Origin of the sequence: Spirosoma sp., assembly GCF_048594605.1 — a bacterium.
Taxonomy (GTDB): Bacteria; Bacteroidota; Bacteroidia; order Cytophagales; family Spirosomataceae; genus Spirosoma.
Window position 1 is genome coordinate 14342 of record NZ_JBMDWV010000435.1, and the last position, 22881, is coordinate 37222.

Below are 22881 nucleotides of genomic sequence, written 5' to 3' on the forward strand. Positions count from 1 at the left end.
ACGTTCTAGAACGCAACGGATTTCAGACGTAAGCCTGTATCTTCCGGTAAGCCGAACACAAGATTCAGGTTCTGTACCGCCTGCCCCGACGCGCCTTTGGTCAGGTTATCAATAACGCTGGTGATGAGCAGCTGACTGTCGTGCACTTCCAGATGCAGCAGACACTTGTTTGTATTAACGACCTGCTTTACGTCGATGGGAGCATCGCTCACGTGCGTAAACGGATGGCCCTCATAATACGTCCGGTAAAGTTGTTTAGCTTCTTCAAGCGTTTCTGAATAAGGCGTGTATACATTCGCCATGATGCCGCGCGTGAAATCGCCCCGGTACGGTACAAAGTTGATAGCCGCCTTAAAATCAGTGCCGTCGTGCATGCGGGTAAGCTGATTAATACTCTGGCGAATTTCGGCCAGATGCTGGTGGGTGAACGCTTTGTAAATTGATACGTTGTTGTTTCGCCAGGTAAAGCCGGTTGTCGGCACTAACGCCTGTCCGGCACCTGTGCTGCCCGTAATGGCGCTGACCTGCACGTCGTTGGTAAGTTTTCCGGCTTTGGCCAGCGGCAGCAGCGCCAGTTGAATACTCGTGGCAAAACAGCCCGGATTGGCAACGCGGGTAGTCTCCTGAATCCGGTCGCGCTGAAGTTCGGGCAGGCCATAGACGAAATCATCGTGCTCGTCACGAAAATCGGCGCTCAGGTCAATTACCGTAATATCGTCCGACACCTCGTGTTCGCTCATGAACGTAACGGATGCACCGTGCCCTGAGCAAAGAAAGACCGCATCCAGATCCTCATGCGCCAGCAACGTAGTGATTTCATCTCCCGAAAAGGTCAGATCCGTATCGCCCAGCAAATCGGTGTGCGTCAGCCAAACAGGTTTTCCGGCCTGACTTTTACTATGGGTAAACGCTACGTTCACAAAGGGATGGTTCAGCAGAATACGCAGCAGTTCGCCACCCGTATAGCCAGCCCCGCCAATAATTCCTACGTTTATTTTTTGACTCATAACTTCTCTTTTTTCGCTAAAATGGACTGTATCCACTGAATCGACTGATTTTGCACAACTTCACCAAATTCAGTTACGTATCGACTGACAAAATCGGCCCGGTCGAGCGTCATATCTTTACTGTATGAATGATTATGAAAAATCATAACCGGATAGCTACTCAACGGAAAAAACTGAAATCCCATTCCATTCGAATAGAACGAGAGTGTCGGGCAGAAAATAGAACACAAATGCGCAGGCATCGACTCCACCGTAACGGCCACGGACGCCTGCTCTGACAGGGCCGCCAGTTCATCCAGCGTCAGTTTGCCTACGGTGCTGAACACCCGGTCGGCGGCTACCGGATTATCGCTGACGATATCCGCCAGCAACTGCGTTGTTTGTGGCAGCTGCCCGCAGCCTACCAGGCGACAATTGGTTTTGGTCAATAATTCCGTAGCCATCTTTCGCCAGAACGTATTGGGCAAAAACCGTTTGGGTTCGCCACTTTCGGGACAGATCAGGATCAAAGGAGCCGCTTTGTCGTCAATAATGGGCAGCTTCTGCCGCAATGTTTGCCGGGCGGTATCCGCAACTGGAAAATACGGCTGTACGTCTCGCAGGGAGGCTTTGACCCCAATCGCTCGTAGTTCGTTGAGCAGAAGGTCAAGGTGATGAAACTCCTCGTCGGGCAAAAATAATTCGTTATCCAGCAAACCGCCCAGCCCCCGAGTACCGAAGCCAACCGTTTTATCGACCTGAATAAACGGCAATAAAAAAAGCATCGGCGAATCGGAAAAGCGAACGTCGACAGAAGCTGTATAGGTTTCCGTTTTCAGCTGATCGATGGCCGTTTGCATCATCTGGAAATGCTCGCGCCATTTAGCTAACCGACTTTTTTTGCTACGATTTGTACCGGCATGATTAAAATGTATCAGCCGACGAATGTACGGATTTCGCACTAAAATCGGATCGCACCAACTCCCGGCCACTACGTCGATCTGGCAGGTCGGGTATTGTCGGCGAATCAGCGGGAACAAATACGACAGCGTCAGGGCATCGCCTAAATGCCCTGACGTCATCAGTAAAAAGCGAGGCTGGCTCGTGTCCGTTTGCGGCCTCGTCCGGCGTTTATAGAAGCGATTGGCATACGCATCGGCTGCTACGTCTACAAATTGCAATGGATAGCTAATACGCCGGGGAGCGCAGTATTTCCGATATTTGCCGATCACTGGTTATTGATTTTCTCGTAAATCATTACCTGGTTGGAAGCTACTTTCGAGAAGCCCCGCACGTCGTCGCCGGTCCAGGCATTGTTCATTTCACCATACGAACCGAATTTCGACGACATCAGATCGTGATCCGACTCAATGCCTAATACCTGAAAGCGATACGGTGCCAGCAGTACGTGTACTTTCCCTGATACATGCGCCTGTGTATCAGCCAAAAACGTCTCGATGTTGCGCATGACGGGGTCCATAAATTGCCCTTCGTGCAGCATGGTGCCATACCAGTTGGCCAGTTGCTCTTTCCAGTACAACTGCCATTTGCCCAGTACGTGTTTTTCGAGCGTATGATGCGCTTTAATCAGAATCAGCGGAGCCGGAGCCTCGAAGCCGACGCGGCCTTTAATGCCGATAATCGTATCGCCAACGTGAATGTCACGACCGATTCCGAACGGACCAGCCAGTTCGGTAAGTTTCCGAATAGCCTCTACCGGATTCGCAAATTTTTCGTCTCCGATACCCTTGATTTCGCCGTGTTGGAAGGTTAACGTAATGGTTTCCGGCTCCGATTTTGTGATTTGCGTCGGCCAGGCCGATTCGGGCAGATACTGATCGGAAGTCAGCGTTTCTTTACCCCCTACTGATGTACCCCACAATCCTTTGTTGATGGAATAAGCCGCTTTATGCCATTCCTGATCAACCCCCTTGGCTTTGAGGTATTCGATTTCGGCTTCGCGCGATAGGCGCAGATCCCGAATTGGCGTAATGATTTCGGCTTCAGGCGCAATGATCCGAAAAGCCATATCGAACCGAACCTGGTCGTTACCGGCACCGGTGCTGCCGTGCGCAATAGCGGCTGCCCCAATTTCCCGGGCGTACTCGGCGGCTGCAATGGCCTGAAAAATGCGTTCGGCGCTTACGCTCAGCGGATACGTATTGTTTTTTAATACGTTACCAAACACCAGAAATTTCAGGCATTGCTGGTAATAATCGTCCGTTTTGGAAATTGTTTTGTGCGACTTGACGCCCAGCGAATAGGCCCGTTCTTCAATGGCTTTGAGCTCGGCATCGGAGAAGCCACCCGTATCGACCAGCACCGAGTACACATCCATGCCTCGGTCTTCAGATAAATATTTAACGCAGAAGGAGGTATCCAGACCCCCGCTAAAGGCAAGAACAACTTTTTGAGACATCGGATCAAAGACCCCAGACAACGTAGTGTCTGACGGTCAGTCTAGTTTTGGAGGGGCAAATATCGGGCTTGTTTATGAAAATACCCGATTTTGCTTCACCTTCTAAAGCAATACGAGTAAACTTCCCGGCAATATCCGTACCTCAACCTGGTCGGTCGATAACGTAACGGGCTCACCATCCACGTGAATCAGCAAAGGTCCATTCGCCTGCACCGACGCTTTAGTGATCGAATGGCCTCGCCAGTAAGCAGACTGATTTAGGGTTTTGTTGAACAGTCGCCATGCCAGCATTCCTGCTGCCTGCGCCGGAAACGGTCGTAGTTCGCACTGTTCCAGTCGGCCGTCGGCAATGTTGGCGGTAGGCGCCATCCAGGCATTATTTCCGAACTGACCCGCGTTGGCAAACGTCAGCGAGAACAGCTCTTTCTTCTGTCCGTCAAGCAGAAATCGCTGAGGTTTATAGGTCCAGAACGCCCGAAAAGCAGTACGTACATAAGTCGGTAAGCCCCGAACCGGCTGTTTCGCAAATTCGTGTGCTACGTAGGCTTCAAAGCCCATACCGGCTGTGCAGAAAAACGGGTGTTCATTTATTTCAGCGCTATCAATCACCACCGGACGCCCGCTCAAGGCTCGTTCAATGGCCTGCATCGGATTCAGGGGAATACCCAGATGCCGCGCCAGTCCATTTCCCGAACCGATCGGAACAATGCCCAGCGACGTTGCCGACCGCCGAAGCGCCTGCGCCGTTTCATTGATCGTGCCATCGCCACCGATTGCCAATACACGATTGAATCCCCGCGCAACGGCATCGGTCGCCAGTTCGGTGGCATGCCCCGGATGCGTGGTTTGAATAACCTCAGGCGCAAAACCAAGCGCATCGGCCCGACGCACGAAGGCGTCCTGAAGCAGTTTTTTTTGCTGGATAGACGTAGTGCCGGAGAGCGGATTGACAATGGCCAGTACGGCCGAACGGGTAGCCACTTATGAAAAGAAAATAAACAGTAGAAGGATAAAAATAACGATAAAGACGTAGTACCAACCGTCGGAGAAGATATACGGTTTATAGTCCTCGTAAAATTTCCGAATCTTTTTCATGAATAGCCAACAACAATTACGTCAGTAAAGATAGCCGGTTCTCAGGGTGTCGGGTCTGGAACCCGACAGATTTACAGCGGCAACTGTGTCGGGTTTGAGAACCCGACACCACCAGGAAGGCACTTAAATCGCCTGGCCGCCATTCACGGCCAGTACGTGTCCATTCACAAACGAAGCTTCGTCGGAGGCTAAGAACAGGTACGCATACGCGATGTCTTCGGGTTTGCCGATACGTCGTACCGGAATGGTAGCCACGGCCTGGTTACGAACTTCTTCGGGCATGGCATCCGTCATGGCTGTCTGGATAAATCCTGGTGCTACGGCATTGGCCGTTACGCCCTTCGGACCCAACTCTTTCGCCCACGAACGTACCATACCAATAATTCCGGCTTTGGCAGCAGCGTAGTTGGTTTGCCCAAACGCACCATGTACGCCATTGATAGACGATGTACAGATGATACGTCCATAGCGCTGTTCAACCATGTAAGGCGCCACCATTTTTGTGCAGTTAAATACGCCTGTCAGATTCACGTCGATCACCTGCTGCCATTCGTCGAACGACATTTTCAGCAAGGATTTATCGCGGGTAATTCCGGCATTGTTGATCAGAATATCGATTCGGCCGTAGCGGTCGTACACATCGCGGGCGGCTGCTTCGACCGTGGAAACATCGGTTGTGCTGACAGGACTGAATTCGCACCGAAACCCTTGCTCCCGTAACGTTTGGGCCGTGGTTTCGCCTTCATCCAGTACGTCCCAGATGATCACCGTAGCCCCTTCGCGGCAGAACACTTCGGCAGCACTACGGCCAATGCCCCTGGCGGCACCGGTTATGATGGCAACTTTATTTTGTAATCTCATGGCTTTAGCATCAAAACAATAGGCAGCCAATAACGGTAAAATACGTATCAGTTACCAATTTATTCGGCTTCTACGTAACGTTACGTAGCTTTTCAAAACAGATATTCATGAAACTTTTTCTTACGTTGCTGCTGGCCCTGATGGCCGCAGACTCCACGTTCAGTCAGCAGGCCCAGGACCGGCGGGCCATTCTGCAAATTCTGCAACGCCAAACAGAAGACTGGAACGCGGGGCGGGTCGATAAATTTATGAACGGCTACTGGCCCTCGGATTCGCTCACGTTCATCGGGAAAGCCGGTATTACGTATGGCTATCAGGCTACACTGGAGAATTACAAAAAACGCTACCCTGACCGGGCATCGATGGGCACGCTCAAATTCGATATTCTACAGCTCGATTTTCCGGCGCCGAACGTAGCGTACGTTATCGGCAAGTTTCATCTTACCCGTCCGAAAATCGGCGACGCCAATGGCCATTTCACGCTGCTCTGGCGCAAAATCAAAAAACGCTGGGTCATTATCAGTGACCATTCGAGCTAATATTAAAGGACAAAAAACAGCGATGTCTTATACTCGTTGTCCCGAACCCTCCGCCCTTTGCTCACTTAGCTGCGTCGGTTCTTTCGCCGATAACCGCTCGCGGAGTTCAGTAACGGGTTTCTCGAAGAATTTAAAAAGAAGCGTCGACAGGACGAGCACTAAGGCCCAGAATAAACCGACTTTAAGCCATCCTGTCGTCAAGGAAGTGGTGGGTATTCGCTCAATGATGTTCGACATAATGGGCGTCAGATTGAGCAAGTACATAGAGTACGAAATCAGGCTGATGTGCGTAATAGCCCGTGCAATACCGAATCGTGCCCAGGCGCCGGTCGCCGTCCGCCAGCCTTCCATAAACGGCAATAGCAACGCCATGTTAACGCCCGTTACAAGGAAGTAAAACGTACGTTTATAAACAGTATATGCCGAAAGAACACCCCATTCGAAGTAAAACTGCAAGGCAAGAATTGACGCCGATAACGCGGTGAGCATGGTTAATACGAGCCCCAGAATGAAAAGCCGCTGCTGTAAACGCCTGTTTGTCCAGTACGTCGGAAAATAGTGGCGGCAGTAAGCGCCCAGTACCCCGTACGAGATAGCGTCCAGTCGTGTAGCAACCATTCCCCGAAATTCAACCTCTCCATCCGAAACAGGAATTTGAAGCGAGAGAAAAACCCGGTACAAATTTGTTCCGATAATAATGGACAGAATTGTCAGAAGGACGATACGTTGTCGCGGCAACCGGGCCGACAGCAGACTGTGCAGCGTCCAGAGCAGTAAAGGCAACGTAATGTACGACCATTCTTCAATAGCCAGACTCCAGGTTTCAGGAAAGAAATTAGGTATGGGCTGAGCGAAATTCTGAACAAAAACGAAGTACTTCGCCAGTATACTCCCATCGGGCAACGTATGCTGCAATCCACTGCGCCAGGCACGTAGCAAAGCCGTTACAATCAGTCCCGTCAGGACGAGGTAGTAATTTGGCAGTGTGCGAAACCACCGGCGGGTCCAGAAATTCAAAAGAAGATCACCATTGAAGGTGCCTTTTTTTTCGTAAGATCGAATCAGAATACCCCCAATCAGAAACCCACTCAGAACAAAAAATAATTCAACCCCATCGGGTAACAAATGATGCCAGAAGGCGCCATCATAATATTCTTTCAGAGCGATTGTAGCATGAGCATCTACGACGATCAGGATGGCGATTGCTCGCATCACATCCAGTCCAAACACACGCTTAGCCGGTCCTGAATCAATAGCAAAAAGTTTGTTCAGCATAAGTAGCTACGAAGGTACGGGGCAATGCAGAATGTACAATGAATAATTGATTGTGAGTAATTGAGAATGCACAATCGACTTATGTAACGAACTTTGCCTTCTTTACTCATTGTACATTTTCATTGTCACTCTCTTCTATGGAATTTGGACTCAATGCCATTCATCGGTACGCATTCCGGTTTTCTCAGGCCGATGTAGTTGATTTTGCCCGGGTTACAGGCGATAATAACCCGCTCCATCTCGACGCCGAATTTGCCGCACAAACCCCATTTAAACGCCCCATTATCCACGGCATGCTGGGCGCCAGCGTCTTCACGAAAGTGCTGGGCACAGAGTTTCCGGGATACGGTTCGGTCTACCTGGGCCAAACGCTGGAGTTCCTGCGGCCTATGTTTGTCGATACCGATTATGAAGCTACGTTCACGGTTCAGTCGATCGATTCGGCTAGGCACACAGCGCAGATTCTGGGCGAAATCCGGGATGTACAGACGGGTAAAGTCACAACACGTGGCGTTGCTACGTTGATGCATAAGACGAAAATTCTGTAGGCCCCTTACGTAGTTGACTGAACCCGCGAAAATTCATACCTTGTTTTAGTAAACTCCTCCCGAAAGATCATGGCAAAGAAACAAACGCCCCCCGATGCTGAGGCTCCCGACGCCAACCAGCCTCCGCTGCTCCGTCGGGAGTGTGGCGCTATGGCCGCCCACTTTCGCCTGCTCGAAACTGATGTAAATTTTCGGTCGATTCAGGCGCAACTGGAAACGGCGACCACGCGCCGAATGGCGCGTGGTCTGGCGGCTTTTGAGTTCACGGGCGGACCGATGATAATCAAGGTTGTCGTGCACGTAGTGTACAATACGACCGTACAGAATATTTCAACAGCACAGATCAAAAGCCAGATCAACGTGTTAAACCGGGATTTTGGCGCTAAAAACCCCGATCGTTCCAAAGTCCCTGTCGTTTGGAAAGGTCTGGTTGGCAATCCAAATATTCAGTTCCAGTTGGCCACGGTAGGCCCCGATGGTAAAAAGACAACCGGTATCACCCGGACCAAAACCCAGCGGACGTCGTTCGGCACCAATGATACGGTGAAAACCAGCGCTGTCGGGAAAGCCCCCTGGCCTACGGATCGGTATCTGAATATCTGGGTGTGCAATTTGGGAGGTGGTTTGCTGGGCTACGCGCAGTTTCCCGGTGGCCCCGCTGAAACCGATGGGGTCGTTATTACGTACCGGGCCTTTGGAACCTCAGGTACGGCAGTTGCCCCGTTTAACCTGGGACGTACCACTACCCACGAAATTGGTCATTACCTCAATCTGCGCCATATCTGGGGCGATACGGAGGATTGCTCCGGTACTGACTTTGTGAAAGACACCCCCAACGCCGTTGGGCCCAACTACGGTAAACCTACGTTTCCGCACATCTCCTGCACAAATGGACCCAACGGCGATATGTTTATGAACTACATGGACTACGTCGACGACGATTCGATGTATATGTTTACTATCGAACAAATTGCCCGGATGCACGCTACGTTGGAGGACGTCCGCAATTCGCTTATTAGCTGATCAGTAGTTATGGCTAAAAAATTCAATACCAATCATTTATGCCGGGAATGGATTCATTCGGCGGAGGAAGACAGTCCCGAAGAAGCTGTCTTCCGCCCGGCCGATTATGCGTTTCCGCTGACACGTCGCCCGCGCGATTTCTTTACGCTTCATGCCGATGGAAGCCTGGTAAAAGGCCAGGGAACCTCGTCGGACAGTTTACAGGAAGATCAGGGGCATTGGGATCTAACCAATAACGAAATCTCGTTCCACACGCAGGACGAGCAAGTTGAGACGTATCAAATTGGCTCAATCAATCCGAATAAACTTGTTCTTAAAAAATAAACGATTTTAGCTGGGTAGACGTAGTAAAAGCTTTCACTACGTTTATACACCTTCCGGCTGACGGTCGGCTTTCCCCACTCTCCGCAACGAACCGATCAGGAGTGGGTAACCAATGAGTGAGAATACTATGCCCATACCACCAAATACGGCGGGTAAAATCCAGATTTCTGTTCCTTCCAAGGTAATGGACTCCTGGGGATCATCGGGTAAGTACCAGAGCGTTACGGTTTCGCCGACGGCAAATCCTGCCGGTGTGGTGTAGGTCTGTGAGTAGTACGTAATGGATTTTCCTGCTGACGTAGTAAACTCCACAACAGGCGCCTGTGCAGTTGTTGTGCGACCTTTTTTGTCGCGCCCGTAACGTAGATCAACCACAACGCCTTTCGTTTCGATACCCGTTTTAATAATCCGCTGGGTCGACTGCCAGTTCATGTAGGCAACAATTATAAAAACAGTGCCAACAAGGGCAAACAATCCGGCGAAGAGGAGGCCGAGTCTCTCTTTTGGTTCCATCTGGAAGCTATTGTTACGTTATAAATCGGGAACGAACGGCTATTAAACGTAATGGTTTCTGCTCATCTTTCGAACACCGGTTTATTATCCGGAAAAGGCGACTTATCGAACGGCAGAGAAATGAACCAAATAGCCATCAGCGAATAGAATCGTAGGTCTTTTTACCTAAAACTATTACTTACCTTTGACATACTGATCTATCCATATATCAGCTCAGACTGATCGTAAGACTAGTTATATATCCTCTCCCTTTCTACTCATGACGGTTAAACAGTACCTTATTATTGACGACACCGAATCGGATGCCCTTTATCTAAAAAGTCTACTCGATAAGTTTCCTTTCTTTACACTGGCTGGTATTGCCCCTACAATTGAATCGGCCATGGGTATATTGGCTACTCAGGCTATTGATCTGCTCTTTCTCGATATTAACCTGAACGGTCAGCTCGGCCTGACGTTGTTGAAAACAGGCCTGAAGCTGCCGCCGGTCATTATTACCAGCGCTTATCCGGATTACGCGCTGGAAAGCTATGAAATTGGCAAAGCGTCTGACTATCTGCTCAAACCTTTTACATTGGAACGGTTGCACATAGCGCTGACGCGAGCCCTGCAATGGCAGACCAACGCTAATAATATCATTGAAGTGGATGCCGTTTTTCTGAAGATGGGCCGTAAGATTCAGCGGTTTACATTTCAATCGATTGATTACGTAGAAGCTTATGGCATCTACTCAAAGATTTACGCCGATGGTCAGATGTATCTGGTTAATGAGCGACTGGCTACGTTAACCGAACTACTACCCACTCGACTCTTCATCCGCGTTCATAAATCCTATCTGATTCATATCGGAAAAATAACCAGCTACGATCGGCATAATATTTGGCTAGGTCAGGTCAAAATTCCTATCGGTCAATCGTACCGCACTCGGCTGGAGGGGCTACTATCGCTGTTCGAAAACAATGAATGAGCAGCCTGTCTGCTTATTCCGGACATCAGCAGCGTGATACGTATTGTGTTGTCCGGCGAATCCTCTTATCCGTCATTTTTCAATCCATCACTACGTTCCTGTGGCTACTTCTCATGTTTGTTCAAACGTACCAGCACGTTTGGCAGGTCTGTTTCTGCTGCTTACCATTTCCGTCTACGGACAGACTACGCCCGATCTTAAGCGTAGTTTACAACGCCAACAATCGGATTCAGCCCGAGCCCTTACCTTGATTGAACTAGGACGAAATTATATTCAGCTCAATCTGGATTCGAGCTGGCATTATCTCAATCAGGCCATTATGCTAAGTCAGAAACTTCCCGACAAACGGGTTTTAATCAAAGCCTACAACGTATTGGCCACCAGCTACGTAGTGACTGGAGAGCATAAAAAAGGGCTGGCGATTCTTCGGAAAGCTGAGCAGTTAAGCCATTCTTATCCATTAGATACCATCCAGCTCGAGCTCCAGACACGGCTGATGCAGCTATACCGTATACAGGGCGATTACAAGCAGGCACTCCGTTCTGGCCTAACACTCGAACGGATAATTGAAAAACGCCCCGACTTACAGGCGTCTCCGCTCCTAACCCTGTATACGGAACTAGCCCTTGTTTATGAGCATCAGAACAGCGATTCGCTGGCCTTACCGTATTATCTGAAAGCGAATGATTTTGCGATGAAACGTAAAAAACAGAAAGCCTTAATCGGAACCTTAGGCAATCTGGGCGAATACTATATAAATCATCAGGAATTCGCCAAAGCGAAACGCTATACCCAACAATCGCTGGCAATTAGCCGGGCGTTTCAGTTCAATCACAGTACGGCCGAATCGCTACGGAATCTGGGAGAAATCAGCCGGTTACAACGCCGTTATAAAGATGCCATCGGGTATTATAATCAAGCTCTGGCCATTCAGCAACAGATCGGCGCCAAAGAGTTTATCGGCCTTATTTATCTACAGTTGGCACAAAGCTACCTGGCGCTACGTGACCTGGCCCGATCGCTCACTTACGTAGATCAGTCGATAGCCCTTTTTCGCGCTATTCAGTCGGCTCATTATCTACACAAAGCCTTGCTTTTCAAGGTTACGTTACAGGAAAAGTCAGGAAGATTCCAGAATGCGCTGGCGTTGATGCAGCAGGCTCAACGTCTGCAGGATAGCCTTACAGGTCTCGAAAAACAAAAGGCGATTGCCCAGATTCAGTCCAGCTTTGATCTGGAACGAAAACAACACCAGATAACCAATTTGAAACGAGATCTGACCTTACAGCAACAGGCTAAACAAACGATTCAACTTCAGTTGACGCTGGCTCAGAATCAGCGGACATTCTATTCCATCATTTCTACTCTGCTTTTACTGCTTGCGGTTATTATTTACATTAATTTCAACAGACAGAAAAAAGCGCAGGAGCTGCTGAGTCAGCAGAAACAGGCTATTTTCCTTCAGACCGAGCAATTAATTGAACTCAACAAGACTAAAGATCAGCTATTCTCGATCATTAGTCATGACCTCCGTAGTCCGCTGGTTCACTTAAAACAAGACATCCAGCACATGCAGCAGGATGTACTTTCTGACAAAAAACCGACGTCGGCTTCGCTAGCTACGCTCGAGCACAAAACCGATAATATTCTGAGCTTGCTCATGACCTTACTGGATTGGGCGTACGTTCAGTTCAGTGGCTTTAAGACGGCATTGAAGGTTATTGATCTAACGGAGCAAATTAACCAGACGATCGGCTATTTCGCTGACCGTATCCAGCAAAAACAAATTACCGTGATCAATCAGGTTAACGAGCACACGCCAGTCGTAGCTGATGCTCAGCAGTTGGCCATTGTATTGCGCAATCTGGTCGACAACGCCCTCAAGTTTACGCCCGTTGGCGGTTATATTCGATTATTCACTGTCGAGCATTCGAATAAAATAGAGCTTCAGATTCGGGATACGGGTATTGGTATGACGGCCGAAATGCTCGACCGACTATTTACAAAACCGGATGTACGAGAGGGGACGCAGCAAGAATTAGGAACGGGCCTTGGAATACAGATAAGTCGGGAGTTAATCCAGAAACAGAACGGTGAGCTGCATGTAAAAAGCCAGCTCCATAAAGGCACGACTGTAAACGTGCTTTTGGGAAAGCCCTAATCCCAATAAGTTTAACACCAATGAATTTTGATTAAAAAGACTGATTACTATACTATAACTACGTATTGGTAGTAAAAAATCGGCAGTTCATGCCCGATACGTGTAGAGTCGCCCGAATGTTTATAATTTTACGTAATTGTAAACGTCGATATATAATTTAATGAAAGACAGAGAATTGAATAAACGATATACTTCCAGATTATCTCTGATTTCCCACAAGCAATCCACCCGACGGACACAACCTGTATCTCCCGAGATGCTAAACTTTCAGCAATTATTTAGCCAATACAAGGCGAAAGTGTATGAACAACAAGCCCATTTATTTCAGTAATACACCTATTCTCTTCCTCTTACCAAACTATTCATAAAGATTGAAGGCTGATAAAACCCGGTTTTATCAGCCTTTAATCTTTATGAGCCTTTGTAACTCCGGGTTCGGATCATTGAATCGCTAAAAATCCGTATTGGACTGCTTCAGATCCAGCGGCTGAATCCAGATGTTGCGGTACAGTACGTCGTGGCCTTCCGCCTGAAGCTTTATCCCACCGGGCGTGTCGGTAATGCCTTTGCCACCGTCGTTACCACCATCAATTCCAGAATTAGGGCCGCCCCACACCTGATTGATCTTCTGATTCGTATGTGCTTTTTTTCCGTTCAGATAAATAGTTACCATTGCCGGTTCGGTGCGTTTGCCATCCTGAAAACGGGCCGCCCGAAACACAATATCATACGCATTCCATTTGCCGGGACCCGTATATAATTTGTACGGCGAGGGCGATTCGTTGATGACAGCACCCAGCCCATGCGACGTAGTGTCGCCGTCGAAAATCTGAATTTCGTAGCGATTTTGTAAGTACACCCCACTGTTGCCACCGGGTTTGCTAACGTAGAATTCTACATGCAGCCGAAAATCGCGGAATTCCTTTTTGGTTACGATGTCAGCGGCACCGTATTTCCCTCCCGCAGCCGCCGGATCATTCGTGTTCATGACTGTACCAGGGCCGGCCGGATCTTTTTCAATTTGCCACTTGATCGGTAACGTAGCAGCCAGTCGTGGACCTTGCCAGTACGTCCATTTCTCGTCGAGCATTTTGCGCGAGCCGTCGAACAACACCTCGGCACCCTTTAGTGGTTTAGCGCCAACACCAATCTGGGCCTGGACTGTTGTCATTACGTTCAGGCTGCCAATCAGTAAGAGCAAGACCTGACACAGGTTTATCCGTTTCGTTATGGGTAGATTCATCCGATTCGCGTCGTGTTTTCTTTTCTTAAGAACCCTTCCCGCATCATCTACCCGTTACTCAGAACCCTTTTTCAATGTGATGTTTCTGTGGCAGCGTAATTGTATATGGTTTTTTGCAGATCACAGATGTCTGCCGTTCAATAGCGCTTTGGGCAATAACGGGCTGTGTTCCTGCTTTTCTACATATCTCTTCAACATTACGGATTCCTCTCTGGAAAAGCAGACGCTTAATCCAGCGGGTGCGCTCATCCCGAATCTCTCCATAAAACGTATCGGCCTGCGTGCTCCGGTTCAAATACGTATCCGAGAATTCCAGTCCGTGCTGTTTTGCCTGTTCCACCATCCAGAGCAGGGCGTTATCGGACAAACCGGCATCGGCATATCCCCCGCCAACATTACTATGAATTCCGGTGAACCAAACCTGTTTTACCCGTTGATGGGGTTGCAGACTCGCTTCGCTCCAGAGTGTCGGCAGAAAAGCCCGACGGTTTTCATCGATGGATAGCGCATGATAGGCAGCCTTTACCTTCGGATTTAGATCAACATTCAGAAACCGATAATTACCCAGTAGCCAGTTAGACAACCGTTCGGTCAGGGCATTTCCGATCAACCATTTCGGAATAAGCAGCGGAATACCCAGCGAGCCTACTGTATCCCAAACGCCAATCATCTCGATATGAGGTTCGTAACAGTCATGTGCCCGTTTGTATTCCTCAACTATCTGATTACTATGCTCGGCTTTCATTCGCTTGTACGCCGTCCGAAGGGCATTCAAACGCACAGCGGACTGATACGCTTTTGACTCCGACGTTTCCTCTGGTCGATTGGCTTCTGTTGTGATCGCTGGCTTATCAGCATCCGGCTGAATAAGCTCCCTTCTGACCAACGCTTTATCAATACCAAACTGACAGATCAATCCCGCCAGGCTACGTACGGTATAAGCCCCCCGGCTGAAACCAAACAAATAAATTTTATCGCCGGGCTGATACCGTTCGGCAATGAACAGATAACACTCAAAGATGTTGTGCAACAATCCATTCCCCGTTAATCCGCCCAGAAAGCGGTCCAGCCCTTTGCCCGTTCCTACACCCAGATCATAGAAAATATCTTTCTGATCCGGCGCTTTCGCCAGAGCGCGGGCAATTTTCACTACGTTCGTGGGTACCAGACTACCCCGGTCAAGTTGCTCAGGATCATTCCACGTACCGTCCGCACAAATGATTATTTTCTTAGCCATGATTCCTTCACGTTTAATCGTCAGGAAGTTCCGGGAAATGAGGTTTCTCTGGCTAAGTGATTTATTTAACGTAACGTATTCTGATTGAACGCATAAGGGCTTCTGTTTGGTGGCCTCTAGGCTCCCGTTTTATAGTCCCGGCCAAAAGCTTGTTTTCCAGAAAAGTCTTATCAGTAAATTAGCCTGTTATCTGTTTTTACAGCAGTAGCTACAACCTGTTTTTAACTCATTTGCCTATGAAAAACTCCCGCCGAACCTTCCTCAAACAAAGTGCATCCGTCGCTACGTTATCAGCAGGCGGTTTGAGTCCGCTAGCACAAACGCTACGTCGGCAACAACTCGTGAGTCTGGCCAAAGACGCGGATCTGCAATTGGGCCTGGCGTATTTCTGGGGATATGAACCGCAGAAAATGAAGCTGTCTGTACAGATGAACGTATTGGGGGCCGTAGCACCAGCAAGCCCGGGTATGGTGGGTATGAAAGGCGCCAATTCGTGGGATTACGACGTACTGAAAGCCATACAGGATGGGTTCGCCAAAGAAGGATTAACGCTTCAGGTTATTGAAAGCCCTACGCCACTTGATAAAGTCAAACTGGGGCTCGATGGCAAGGATCAGGAAATTGATCACTTCATTACGTTTATGAAAAACCTGTCGAAAATCGGTGTCGACACGGTTTGTTATAACTGGATGCCGGTCATTAACTGGTCGCGTACGCAAATGGCCAAACCCTCGCGGGGTGGGGCATTGGTGAGCGCGTTCAAGTATGAAGAGGCCAGGAATCAATCGGTAACGCAATTCGGTGAATTTTCGGCTGAAACCATGTGGAAAAACCTGGCGTATTTTCTGAAAGCGGTAGTACCTGAAGCTGAAAAGTCAGGTATTAAACTCGCTCTTCATCCCGACGATCCACCGGTCGATAAACTTCGGGGCATTTCGCGCATCATGACTTCGGCCGATGCCTTCAAAAAAATGCTGGCCCTTGCTCCCAGTCCAAACAATGGGATTACGATGTGCCAGGGAACGTTTGCTACCATGGGCGAAGATATTCCGACGGTCATCAAATACTTCGGGGAACGTAACAAAATTTTCTTCGTACACTTCCGCGACATTCGGGGCAACCGTCAGAATTTCGAGGAAACCTTCGGCGACGATGGCCAGACGGATATGTACAAAGCCATGAAAACGTATTACGACATTGGCTTTAAAGGTCCCATCCGCCCCGACCACGTACCGACGATGGCAGGCGACAGCAACGATCATCAGGGCTATAGTTTGTTAGGGAGTCTGCATGCTGTCGGCTACATGCAGGGCTTAATGGAAGCTATTCGGAAGCAGCGGGGGTAGTTTTTAATCATGGATGAGCATTGTCCAACGGATTCTGGTGAAAGATTTCCTCTAGCCGCGCAAAGAGTTCGGGGTGCTTTTCGTGGAGCAGATCAGGGCGTTTGAAAAAATATTCCGACGCAACCGCGAAGAATTCGGCTTCGTTGGTAATCCCGTACGGATTAATGTCCGACTGATTGGTTTTAATTTCCTGAATACTCCTGTGAATGAGTTGTAGCCAGGGTCTGATGTGATCTTTTGCCAGCAAATATTCGGGTAAGCCATCCGTTGACCCATCGACTTTGTCGAGCAGGTGTACAAACTCGTGGATGCCCGTATTTCCCTTACTGGTTTCGTTGGCAAACCCTTCGTGCAACGCCGGTTTCGACAACACCATTGTGCTTTGTAAAGCCCCTCCTTCCCCCACCATGCCCAGGATGTTACGTTCATCGCCCGTGGTCTGGTAATCGGCATTAAACCGATCTTCATAAAGCAGTACGTTGGTCAGTGGATAAAACCAGTCGTCAAAGCCAAAGATGGGAATAATGGCGCTGCTGGCTACCAGCACTTTGTCCACATCATCAACAGTCGTACCTACGCCTTCAATTTGAGTATGATTCAGAAAATGACGAACCCGCTCTTCAAAGAGTTTCTTTTTCTCGTCGCTTAACGATCGGTAATACGCTACGTGTTTTTCCAATAGCTCCGGATACGTAGCAGGCAGCGGAATTTCATCCTGTTTTTTTCGCTGTAAGTTCTGCCAGACGAGCCAGCCCACAACCAGAACCGCTAAACCGATTAGAACAATCATAACGTATTCACTTTCACAATTACTTTCGATTTGACTTTGATTAACGCCTGAATACCATCAGGACGAATCGCTATTTTTTGGGGAACGAACCGAAACGTTTGAATACCTAAATCCGTTTTTTTGCCGGGTCCTCCTTTTTCGTACGCCTTGTGGATAACCTGCGGCAACTTGTCAATGTCGTCGCCTAACCGGATGGTCAGCATAGTTTCCAATACCTTACGTAGCGCATCGTGCCATACGGGATCTGTACTTTTCGATAATAAACCTTCGTGGGTGCTATCGAAATCCAGGTTTTTTACAACTAACGTATTGGTTAGCGTATCAAACGCCGGACGTCCACGTAAGTAAACAGGTCCATCCATAATTCCGCTTACCTCGGCTTTCACGATCAGCGACCGTTGTGCTCCGTAAACCGACGCGCTTTTTATGGTAATTGCGCCAAGGGCCATTGTTTTCGGCTGCTTACGTACCGTCAAGGCCAGCATCCGGTTAATATCAGCATAAGGAATAAAACTCATCAGGTGTAGATCGGACGTCTGAGAGACCGAATCCCGTTTCTGCAGGGGAGCCAGTTTTGTTTTCGGATGCACGGGTTCTGTTGGCGAAAGCTCTGTTTGCGTCTCAAACGCGATTCGGACGTGCGTAACCAGTTGACGCGCATTGCCATCAATGGGTCCTGATGCTACGCTAATGGGTTTGGGAACCAGCCAGAGCCCATATTCCTTGTTAATCAGCAGTGGCTTTTGCATATCTTCCCAGGTCGGCCTCACCATCTCATCAAGCCTCAGGTTGTTATATACCGCCGAGTCAATTGCCTGCTCAATATCCGTTTTGTGCTTTTCCAGAATATTCTGGGCTAGTTTCGTCAACGAAAATTCTTTACCCAATATGCGAAGTTCCGGCTTAACCAGCCACTGGTAGTTTGTGAAGGTTGTGTGGCTCGCAAATCGCCAGTTAGGCGTTACAACAATTGGGCTTTTAAAATCAACATGCAGTACGCAAAATGGCTTTTTCGGCGGTGTCGTGTCTTTACTGAACGGTTTGGTAAGCCACATTTGCAGCGGAGCCGACAGCTTGATCTGATGATCGACGTACTGAACCTGAACGGAGCCCAGCCGCTTTACCCGAAATGAAATAATCCCTTCCGTTTTTCCTTTTTCGGTTTCCTTTCCGATCAGAACAGGATCAAGCTTCTGATTAATTTTCTCCTGAATTTCCTTTATATCAAACACAATTGGCCCCGCCAGGTAAGAAAGCGTTGGCGGAATAGGCGGATCAAAGCCCTCTGCTTTGGGCGCCTGGGGCTTTTCGCTCTGACATTGCACGAACAGCAAAACCGCTACCAGGCCAGTTAGCAACCGAACCATCTTGAATGAACCCACAAAAACGGCTGATGTTGCACGCTTTTGACCAGGTGATTAGTGAATGATAGATAATACGTGAAATAACTAGTAACCTTTACCGTATGTTTTACGTACTATTTCCAGGAGGGATACGTAACAAAAATGCCCGCTAATAGCGGGCATTTTTGTTCTCAGAATAATTTTTCGTTTGGTGGCTTAATGCCTTTCATCCGAATGTAAATGGTACACTGCCCGCGATGATGTGTCTGATGCTCAAAGGCTTTTGCCAGTACCACTTCACGAGTCATTTCGCGCTGGCCCATTTTTACATTCTCGGCCAGTTGGGCGTCGCTCAACCCTTTTGCTCCTTCGATCACAAAGTCGTAACTATCCATAACCGCCTTTGTCAAAGCAGCTTTGGTTTTCAGTTCACTCATCTCTTCCAGTTTTTTCCCCTGAAACGGGTTGGTTTTCCCACTGGCCAGCGCACCGAAATTGTAGTTCGCAGCAGCCAGATGAAGCATCTGCTCGGCAAAACTGCGGATCTCAGGGCTTGGCTTGTAATTAATACCGTCCTCCGACATGGCGTCCAGATATTCTTTCGTGTACTCTTTAGCCCGTTGCCAGTCGGCCGTAATCTGAGCGACTGTAGCAAGTGGTTTTCCCGCCTGAACGGACGCAATGGCCATTAACAGACAGATGAGCGTAAACGCAAACCGGACATGTAGTTTGATCGTCATAAAGTAGTTGGCTGGGTTTTACTTCCTGTTTTGTTTATTCAATCCGCCGAAATGTAAGGTTTATTTCATCATAATAAAAGCGGAGTGCACCAACGTAACGACCAATAAATTGAACCCATTTATCGACCGCATCTACTGCTTGATCACTACGTTGTTTTCGGTTATCTTTCTGCACTCATGAATCCCTGCTTTTCTAATGTCTTCACGCCGTTCCTTTTTGCGGGCCACTAGTTTGGCACCGTTTCTTTCACTAGCCACCGGTCAGCCGCCTGCTCCGTTACTAAAACCAGCCCGTCTCCGAGCCGGCGACACAGTTGGCCTGTTTTGCCCGGCGGCTCCGGCCTACAATCCGGAAACGGTGAAAATCGCTCAGGAATCTCTTCAGGCATTAGGGTTTCAAACCAAGCTCGGTCCACACATTTACGACCGTTACGGTTACCTGGCCGGACGCGATGCGGATCGTGTTTCCGACATTCATGCGTTTTTCAACGACCGTAGCGTCAAAGCAATTATGGCAATTCACGGTGGCTGGGGCTGTGCTCGCCTACTACCCCTGCTAGATTACGATCTGATTCAGCGTAACCCGAAAATGGTAATTGGTTATAGCGACGTAACGGCGTTATTACTGGCCATCTATGCGAAAACGGGTTTGGTTACGGTTCACGGACCAGTTGGTTCCGCTACGTTCAATGCCTTTACCGTAGATTGGTTCAAGCGGGTGCTTATGGATGGCGAAACCGTAACAATGAAGAATCCGGCCGAGAAAGGCGATAACCTGACGCAAACTCAGGATCGTATCACGACCATCAAACCGGGTCTGGCGCGGGGGCGGTTAGTGGGCGGTAATCTTACCGTATTGAGCCACCTGATTGGATCAGCGTACTTGCCCGACTGGCAAAATACCATTCTGTTTCTGGAAGATACGCACGAAGATATTTATCGCGTCGACCGAATGTTAACTCAGCTCAGGCTGGCGGGCATTCTGAATCAGATCGCCGGTTTCGTTTTCGGCAAATGCACCGACTGCGGCCCCGGCAATGGTACTTACGGTTCGCTCACGCTCGACGACGTAGTGACGGAGCACATCATTCCGCTGAACAAACCCGCTTTCTCGGGCACCATGATTGGCCACATTCGTGATAAATTTACTGTTCCGCTCGGCATTGATACCGAAATCGACGCAACGGCGGGCACGATACGTCTGCTCGAATCGGCGGTCAATTAATTTTAACACACAAGCAATGGCAGAACAGGCCCACGGTAATCCAGAACTATTAAAAGAATTGCTCCATTATCAGATGCCTTTTGGCAAATACAAGGGCACGTTACTCAGAGCGTTACCCGTTTCGTATCTGGAATGGTTTGCCCAGAAAGGTTTTCCAGCCGGTAAACTGGGAATGCTGTTGCAAACTATGTATGAAATAAAATTAAACGGTCTGGATTATTTGCTGGATGGAATCAGAAAAAATACGTAACCAGAACTTACTTTTTTAAGTAAACAGCAAATCGCCCATCGAAAAAATTCAACTTATAGTAGGGTAAATTTTTTGTCGCAGGTTCAGGATAAAAATAGTCCGCTCGGTATTTATAGTCGAACAGAATAAAATCGACGTTATGCTGATGAGCCCAGGTAGCTATTTCATCCGATGGGTTGCCAGAATGCGCTGAATGAGACGTAAAATTCTCATGACTTAACAAATGAGCGTATTGTTCGTATTCGTTAAAAAAGAACGTTAACGGCACCAAACCATTTGTGTTCTGTGGAATATAAGCGCGTAATTTTTTATAAGCTTCCGGAAAATTTCCTAAAGTCAGGTTCCGATGAATTATTTCTATACTCCCATAAATTCCAATGATAAAATAAACCAAAAGAACTAAGCGTAAACCCCAATTGACAAACGGTTTCCGTTTATACAATTCGTAAATAATTGCAAACATAAACGGCATAAAAAGAGGCATATACGTACCCGACCCATTTTTGGTAAGTAGCCCAAACGCAATCAGAACCAGCAACGAATACGCTTTTAAAACCAGGGGTAGCTGTTTAATCAGAGCCCGTTGATGCCATAGCATAAACACCAGCAGGATTGTTAATCCAGCCTGTTCGGGCGATTCTACAAACAATTTTGGAAACGTCAGCATCACCATCAGTTTAGCGTATAATCCGAATGCATTCTGGGTTTCAGGATCGTGACGAAATTGATAATACCAGCTGGAAAATCCATCTTTTGCGAATAGGGCGTCTGCAAAATAAGTCGACGCAGTCAGGCTTCCGATCAGGAAAAACAGAGAGGCTTCTTTGTACCTACGAGTATACATATACGTAGCGAAGCCCGCAACCAAATAAATAACACCGTTCAGATGCGACAGCAGAGCCAAGCCCGCCAGACCGCCAGCCAAACCGGATTTAAGCAGCGTCTTTCTTTCTGAGTTTATGCAGAGAAATGAACCGAACCCCAGCGCCGACACCATCAGTTCAGGTCGGTTTTCAAAACTATTTCTTATTAACAACTGGTTGGAAAATACTAGGATAAGCAGCAATAATAAATTGGATGAGCTATTACGCTTTTCTTCCTGACGAACGTAAATAATCAACTCGCCAATGAGTGCGCAAAAAAAGATAAATCCTACAAACTGGACCGTCGGCAAGCCAAAGCCAAATAATTTCATCAGGAAGGCACCAAAAGCCAGAAACAATTTATGGCTAACAAACAACTGTTTCTCCCAATTTAATGTGCCCCGAAAAAACTCCGAACGGATAACGCCGTCTTTCTGCAGCCAGTACGATTGTTCAGCAAACCAGGCATCATCACCAGTCGGGCAACGATTATAATACGTAAATCCAGCGAGTAAAACTAAGACGCTCAGTAAAGCAATTAACTGTCTTTTTGTAAACACCATTCCGGTAACTAATTCACTACGTCTAACTCAGATACCTAATGAGCAAAAATAGATCCTAATCCGCCAGAATCAAACTTGTCCTGTTGGGGCATAGGCATCTCCATCACACACAACGTGGATTTACAGCATGGGTATTATCTTATCTGTGTCAATCATAAAAACCTGCGTTCTCTTGATTTCGCGCTCCCGGATGCAGCCAGTCGTTACCTTTGTGAATGGATTATTTTAAGAATCTGCTCGATTTACTCCGCATCGAACGAGAAGAAGACCGTACTCAATACCGAAAACTTACTGAAACCACCTCCATTGCCGAACGTCGGGCCAATGGACTCACCTGGTATCCGATCGCAATTCGCGGTTCAGAAATTGGCCGTGGCGATTATTTGACCGTAGAACTTGAACGAACCACGCACCAGGACATACCGCATCAGATTCGGTTTGGCATGCCCGCCGTGTTGTTCAGCAATCACGACCCACGGGCCGACCGGGTCGAAGGCACCGTTACGCATCAGAGTGGCAACCGACTCAAGATAACGCTACGTACCGACGAACTCCCCGACTGGTCGCGCG

The 22881-nt window shown here is 48.3% G+C and carries 22 protein-coding genes and 1 pseudogene; 10 read left to right on the forward strand and 13 right to left on the reverse strand.

Features of this window, described 5'->3' with window-relative positions; all coding sequences use genetic code 11:
* Positions 1 to 5: 5 nt before the first annotated feature.
* The 5 genes from argC to fabG form a co-directional block, all read right to left on the reverse strand.
* On the reverse strand, positions 6 to 1007 hold the full coding sequence (argC, locus tag ACOJS8_RS27505; RefSeq protein ID WP_420151766.1) for an N-acetyl-gamma-glutamyl-phosphate reductase: 1002 nt from the start codon (positions 1005 to 1007) through the stop codon (positions 6 to 8).
* Complete coding sequence (locus tag ACOJS8_RS27510; RefSeq protein WP_420151767.1) at positions 1004 to 2218, reverse strand: glycosyltransferase family 9 protein; 1215 nt, start codon at positions 2216 to 2218, stop codon at positions 1004 to 1006. Before ACOJS8_RS27510 ends, argC begins: the two co-directional genes overlap by 4 nt.
* Positions 2215 to 3405, reverse strand: a complete 1191-nt coding sequence (locus ACOJS8_RS27515; RefSeq protein WP_420151768.1) for an argininosuccinate synthase — start codon at positions 3403 to 3405, stop codon at positions 2215 to 2217. The genes ACOJS8_RS27510 and ACOJS8_RS27515 overlap by 4 nt, the downstream gene beginning before the upstream one ends.
* 102 nt (positions 3406 to 3507) lie before the next feature.
* Positions 3508 to 4386 (reverse strand): diacylglycerol/lipid kinase family protein, encoded by an 879-nt coding sequence (locus tag ACOJS8_RS27520; protein ID WP_420151769.1) that lies wholly within the window; start codon positions 4384 to 4386, stop codon positions 3508 to 3510.
* Positions 4387 to 4623: 237 nt separating this feature from the next.
* Positions 4624 to 5361, reverse strand: a complete 738-nt coding sequence (fabG, locus tag ACOJS8_RS27525) for a 3-oxoacyl-ACP reductase FabG (RefSeq protein WP_420151770.1) — start codon at positions 5359 to 5361, stop codon at positions 4624 to 4626.
* Between the two features lie 107 nt (positions 5362 to 5468).
* Here fabG and ACOJS8_RS27530 point away from each other — a divergent pair, with 107 nt between their 5' ends.
* Positions 5469 to 5900 carry a YybH family protein gene (locus tag ACOJS8_RS27530; RefSeq protein WP_420151771.1) on the forward strand — a complete coding sequence of 144 codons (432 nt, stop codon included), beginning with the start codon at positions 5469 to 5471 and terminating at the stop codon, positions 5898 to 5900.
* Between the two features lie 27 nt (positions 5901 to 5927).
* Here the strand turns inward: ACOJS8_RS27530 and ACOJS8_RS27535 are convergent, their stop codons facing one another.
* Positions 5928 to 7175 (reverse strand): acyltransferase family protein, encoded by a 1248-nt coding sequence (locus ACOJS8_RS27535; protein WP_420151772.1) that lies wholly within the window; start codon positions 7173 to 7175, stop codon positions 5928 to 5930.
* 137 nt (positions 7176 to 7312) lie between these two features.
* Between ACOJS8_RS27535 and ACOJS8_RS27540 the strand changes: the two genes are divergently transcribed.
* The 3 genes from ACOJS8_RS27540 (at position 7313) to ACOJS8_RS27550 (ending at position 9070) form a co-directional block, all read left to right on the forward strand.
* A complete protein-coding gene (locus ACOJS8_RS27540; protein ID WP_420151773.1) occupies positions 7313 to 7723 on the forward strand; it encodes a MaoC family dehydratase in 411 nt (136 codons plus the stop codon).
* 69 nt (positions 7724 to 7792) lie between these two features.
* Positions 7793 to 8746 carry a zinc metalloprotease gene (locus ACOJS8_RS27545; protein ID WP_420151774.1) on the forward strand — a complete coding sequence of 318 codons (954 nt, stop codon included), beginning with the start codon at positions 7793 to 7795 and terminating at the stop codon, positions 8744 to 8746.
* Positions 8747 to 8755: 9 nt separating this feature from the next.
* A complete protein-coding gene (locus ACOJS8_RS27550; protein ID WP_420151775.1) occupies positions 8756 to 9070 on the forward strand; it encodes a lipocalin family protein in 315 nt (104 codons plus the stop codon).
* Between the two features lie 42 nt (positions 9071 to 9112).
* Here ACOJS8_RS27550 and ACOJS8_RS27555 read toward each other — a convergent pair whose 3' ends face one another.
* Positions 9113 to 9583, reverse strand: coding sequence for a DUF3592 domain-containing protein (locus ACOJS8_RS27555; RefSeq protein ID WP_420151776.1), 471 nt, complete (start codon positions 9581 to 9583; stop codon positions 9113 to 9115).
* 259 nt (positions 9584 to 9842) lie between these two features.
* On the opposite strand from ACOJS8_RS27555, the gene ACOJS8_RS27560 reads away from it, so the two are divergent.
* Together ACOJS8_RS27560 and ACOJS8_RS27565 are read left to right on the forward strand one after the other, a co-directional pair.
* Positions 9843 to 10550, forward strand: a complete 708-nt coding sequence (locus tag ACOJS8_RS27560) for a LytR/AlgR family response regulator transcription factor (protein WP_420151777.1) — start codon at positions 9843 to 9845, stop codon at positions 10548 to 10550.
* A 100-nt stretch (positions 10551 to 10650) separates the two neighbouring features.
* Positions 10651 to 12711, forward strand: a complete 2061-nt coding sequence (locus ACOJS8_RS27565) for a tetratricopeptide repeat-containing sensor histidine kinase (protein ID WP_420151778.1) — start codon at positions 10651 to 10653, stop codon at positions 12709 to 12711.
* A 451-nt stretch (positions 12712 to 13162) separates the two neighbouring features.
* On the opposite strand, the gene ACOJS8_RS27570 is transcribed toward ACOJS8_RS27565, so the two are convergent.
* Together ACOJS8_RS27570 and ACOJS8_RS27575 are read right to left on the reverse strand one after the other, a co-directional pair.
* Positions 13163 to 13954: a 3-keto-disaccharide hydrolase gene (locus ACOJS8_RS27570; protein WP_420151779.1), complete on the reverse strand. Its 792-nt coding sequence runs from the start codon at positions 13952 to 13954 to the stop codon at positions 13163 to 13165.
* A 58-nt stretch (positions 13955 to 14012) separates the two neighbouring features.
* Positions 14013 to 15191 (reverse strand): DUF2235 domain-containing protein, encoded by a 1179-nt coding sequence (locus ACOJS8_RS27575; protein WP_420151780.1) that lies wholly within the window; start codon positions 15189 to 15191, stop codon positions 14013 to 14015.
* Between the two features lie 236 nt (positions 15192 to 15427).
* Between ACOJS8_RS27575 and ACOJS8_RS27580 the strand changes: the two genes are divergently transcribed.
* Positions 15428 to 16537: a mannonate dehydratase gene (locus ACOJS8_RS27580; RefSeq protein ID WP_420151781.1), complete on the forward strand. Its 1110-nt coding sequence runs from the start codon at positions 15428 to 15430 to the stop codon at positions 16535 to 16537.
* A 7-nt stretch (positions 16538 to 16544) separates the two neighbouring features.
* On the opposite strand, the gene ACOJS8_RS27585 is transcribed toward ACOJS8_RS27580, so the two are convergent.
* The 3 genes from ACOJS8_RS27585 to ACOJS8_RS27595 form a co-directional block, all read right to left on the reverse strand.
* Positions 16545 to 17327, reverse strand: coding sequence for a zinc-dependent peptidase (locus ACOJS8_RS27585; RefSeq protein WP_420151782.1), 783 nt, complete (start codon positions 17325 to 17327; stop codon positions 16545 to 16547).
* Complete coding sequence (locus tag ACOJS8_RS27590; RefSeq protein WP_420151783.1) at positions 17324 to 18709, reverse strand: DUF4403 family protein; 1386 nt, start codon at positions 18707 to 18709, stop codon at positions 17324 to 17326. The genes ACOJS8_RS27585 and ACOJS8_RS27590 overlap by 4 nt, the downstream gene beginning before the upstream one ends.
* Before the next feature lie 152 nt (positions 18710 to 18861).
* On the reverse strand, positions 18862 to 19410 hold the full coding sequence (locus ACOJS8_RS27595) for a DinB family protein (protein WP_420151784.1): 549 nt from the start codon (positions 19408 to 19410) through the stop codon (positions 18862 to 18864).
* 196 nt (positions 19411 to 19606) lie between these two features.
* Between ACOJS8_RS27595 and ACOJS8_RS27600 the strand changes: the two genes are divergently transcribed.
* Positions 19607 to 20635: a S66 peptidase family protein gene (locus tag ACOJS8_RS27600; protein WP_420151785.1), complete on the forward strand. Its 1029-nt coding sequence runs from the start codon at positions 19607 to 19609 to the stop codon at positions 20633 to 20635.
* 16 nt (positions 20636 to 20651) lie between these two features.
* Positions 20652 to 20885, forward strand: coding sequence for a DUF3820 family protein (locus ACOJS8_RS27605; protein WP_420151786.1), 234 nt, complete (start codon positions 20652 to 20654; stop codon positions 20883 to 20885).
* Positions 20886 to 20892: 7 nt separating this feature from the next.
* Here the strand turns inward: ACOJS8_RS27605 and ACOJS8_RS27610 are convergent, their stop codons facing one another.
* A complete protein-coding gene (locus tag ACOJS8_RS27610) occupies positions 20893 to 22311 on the reverse strand; it encodes a hypothetical protein (RefSeq protein WP_420151787.1) in 1419 nt (472 codons plus the stop codon).
* Positions 22312 to 22526: 215 nt separating this feature from the next.
* On the opposite strand from ACOJS8_RS27610, the pseudogene ACOJS8_RS27615 reads away from it, so the two are divergent.
* Positions 22527 to 22881: pseudogene (locus ACOJS8_RS27615) on the forward strand (IGHMBP2 family helicase); the annotation flags it as partial.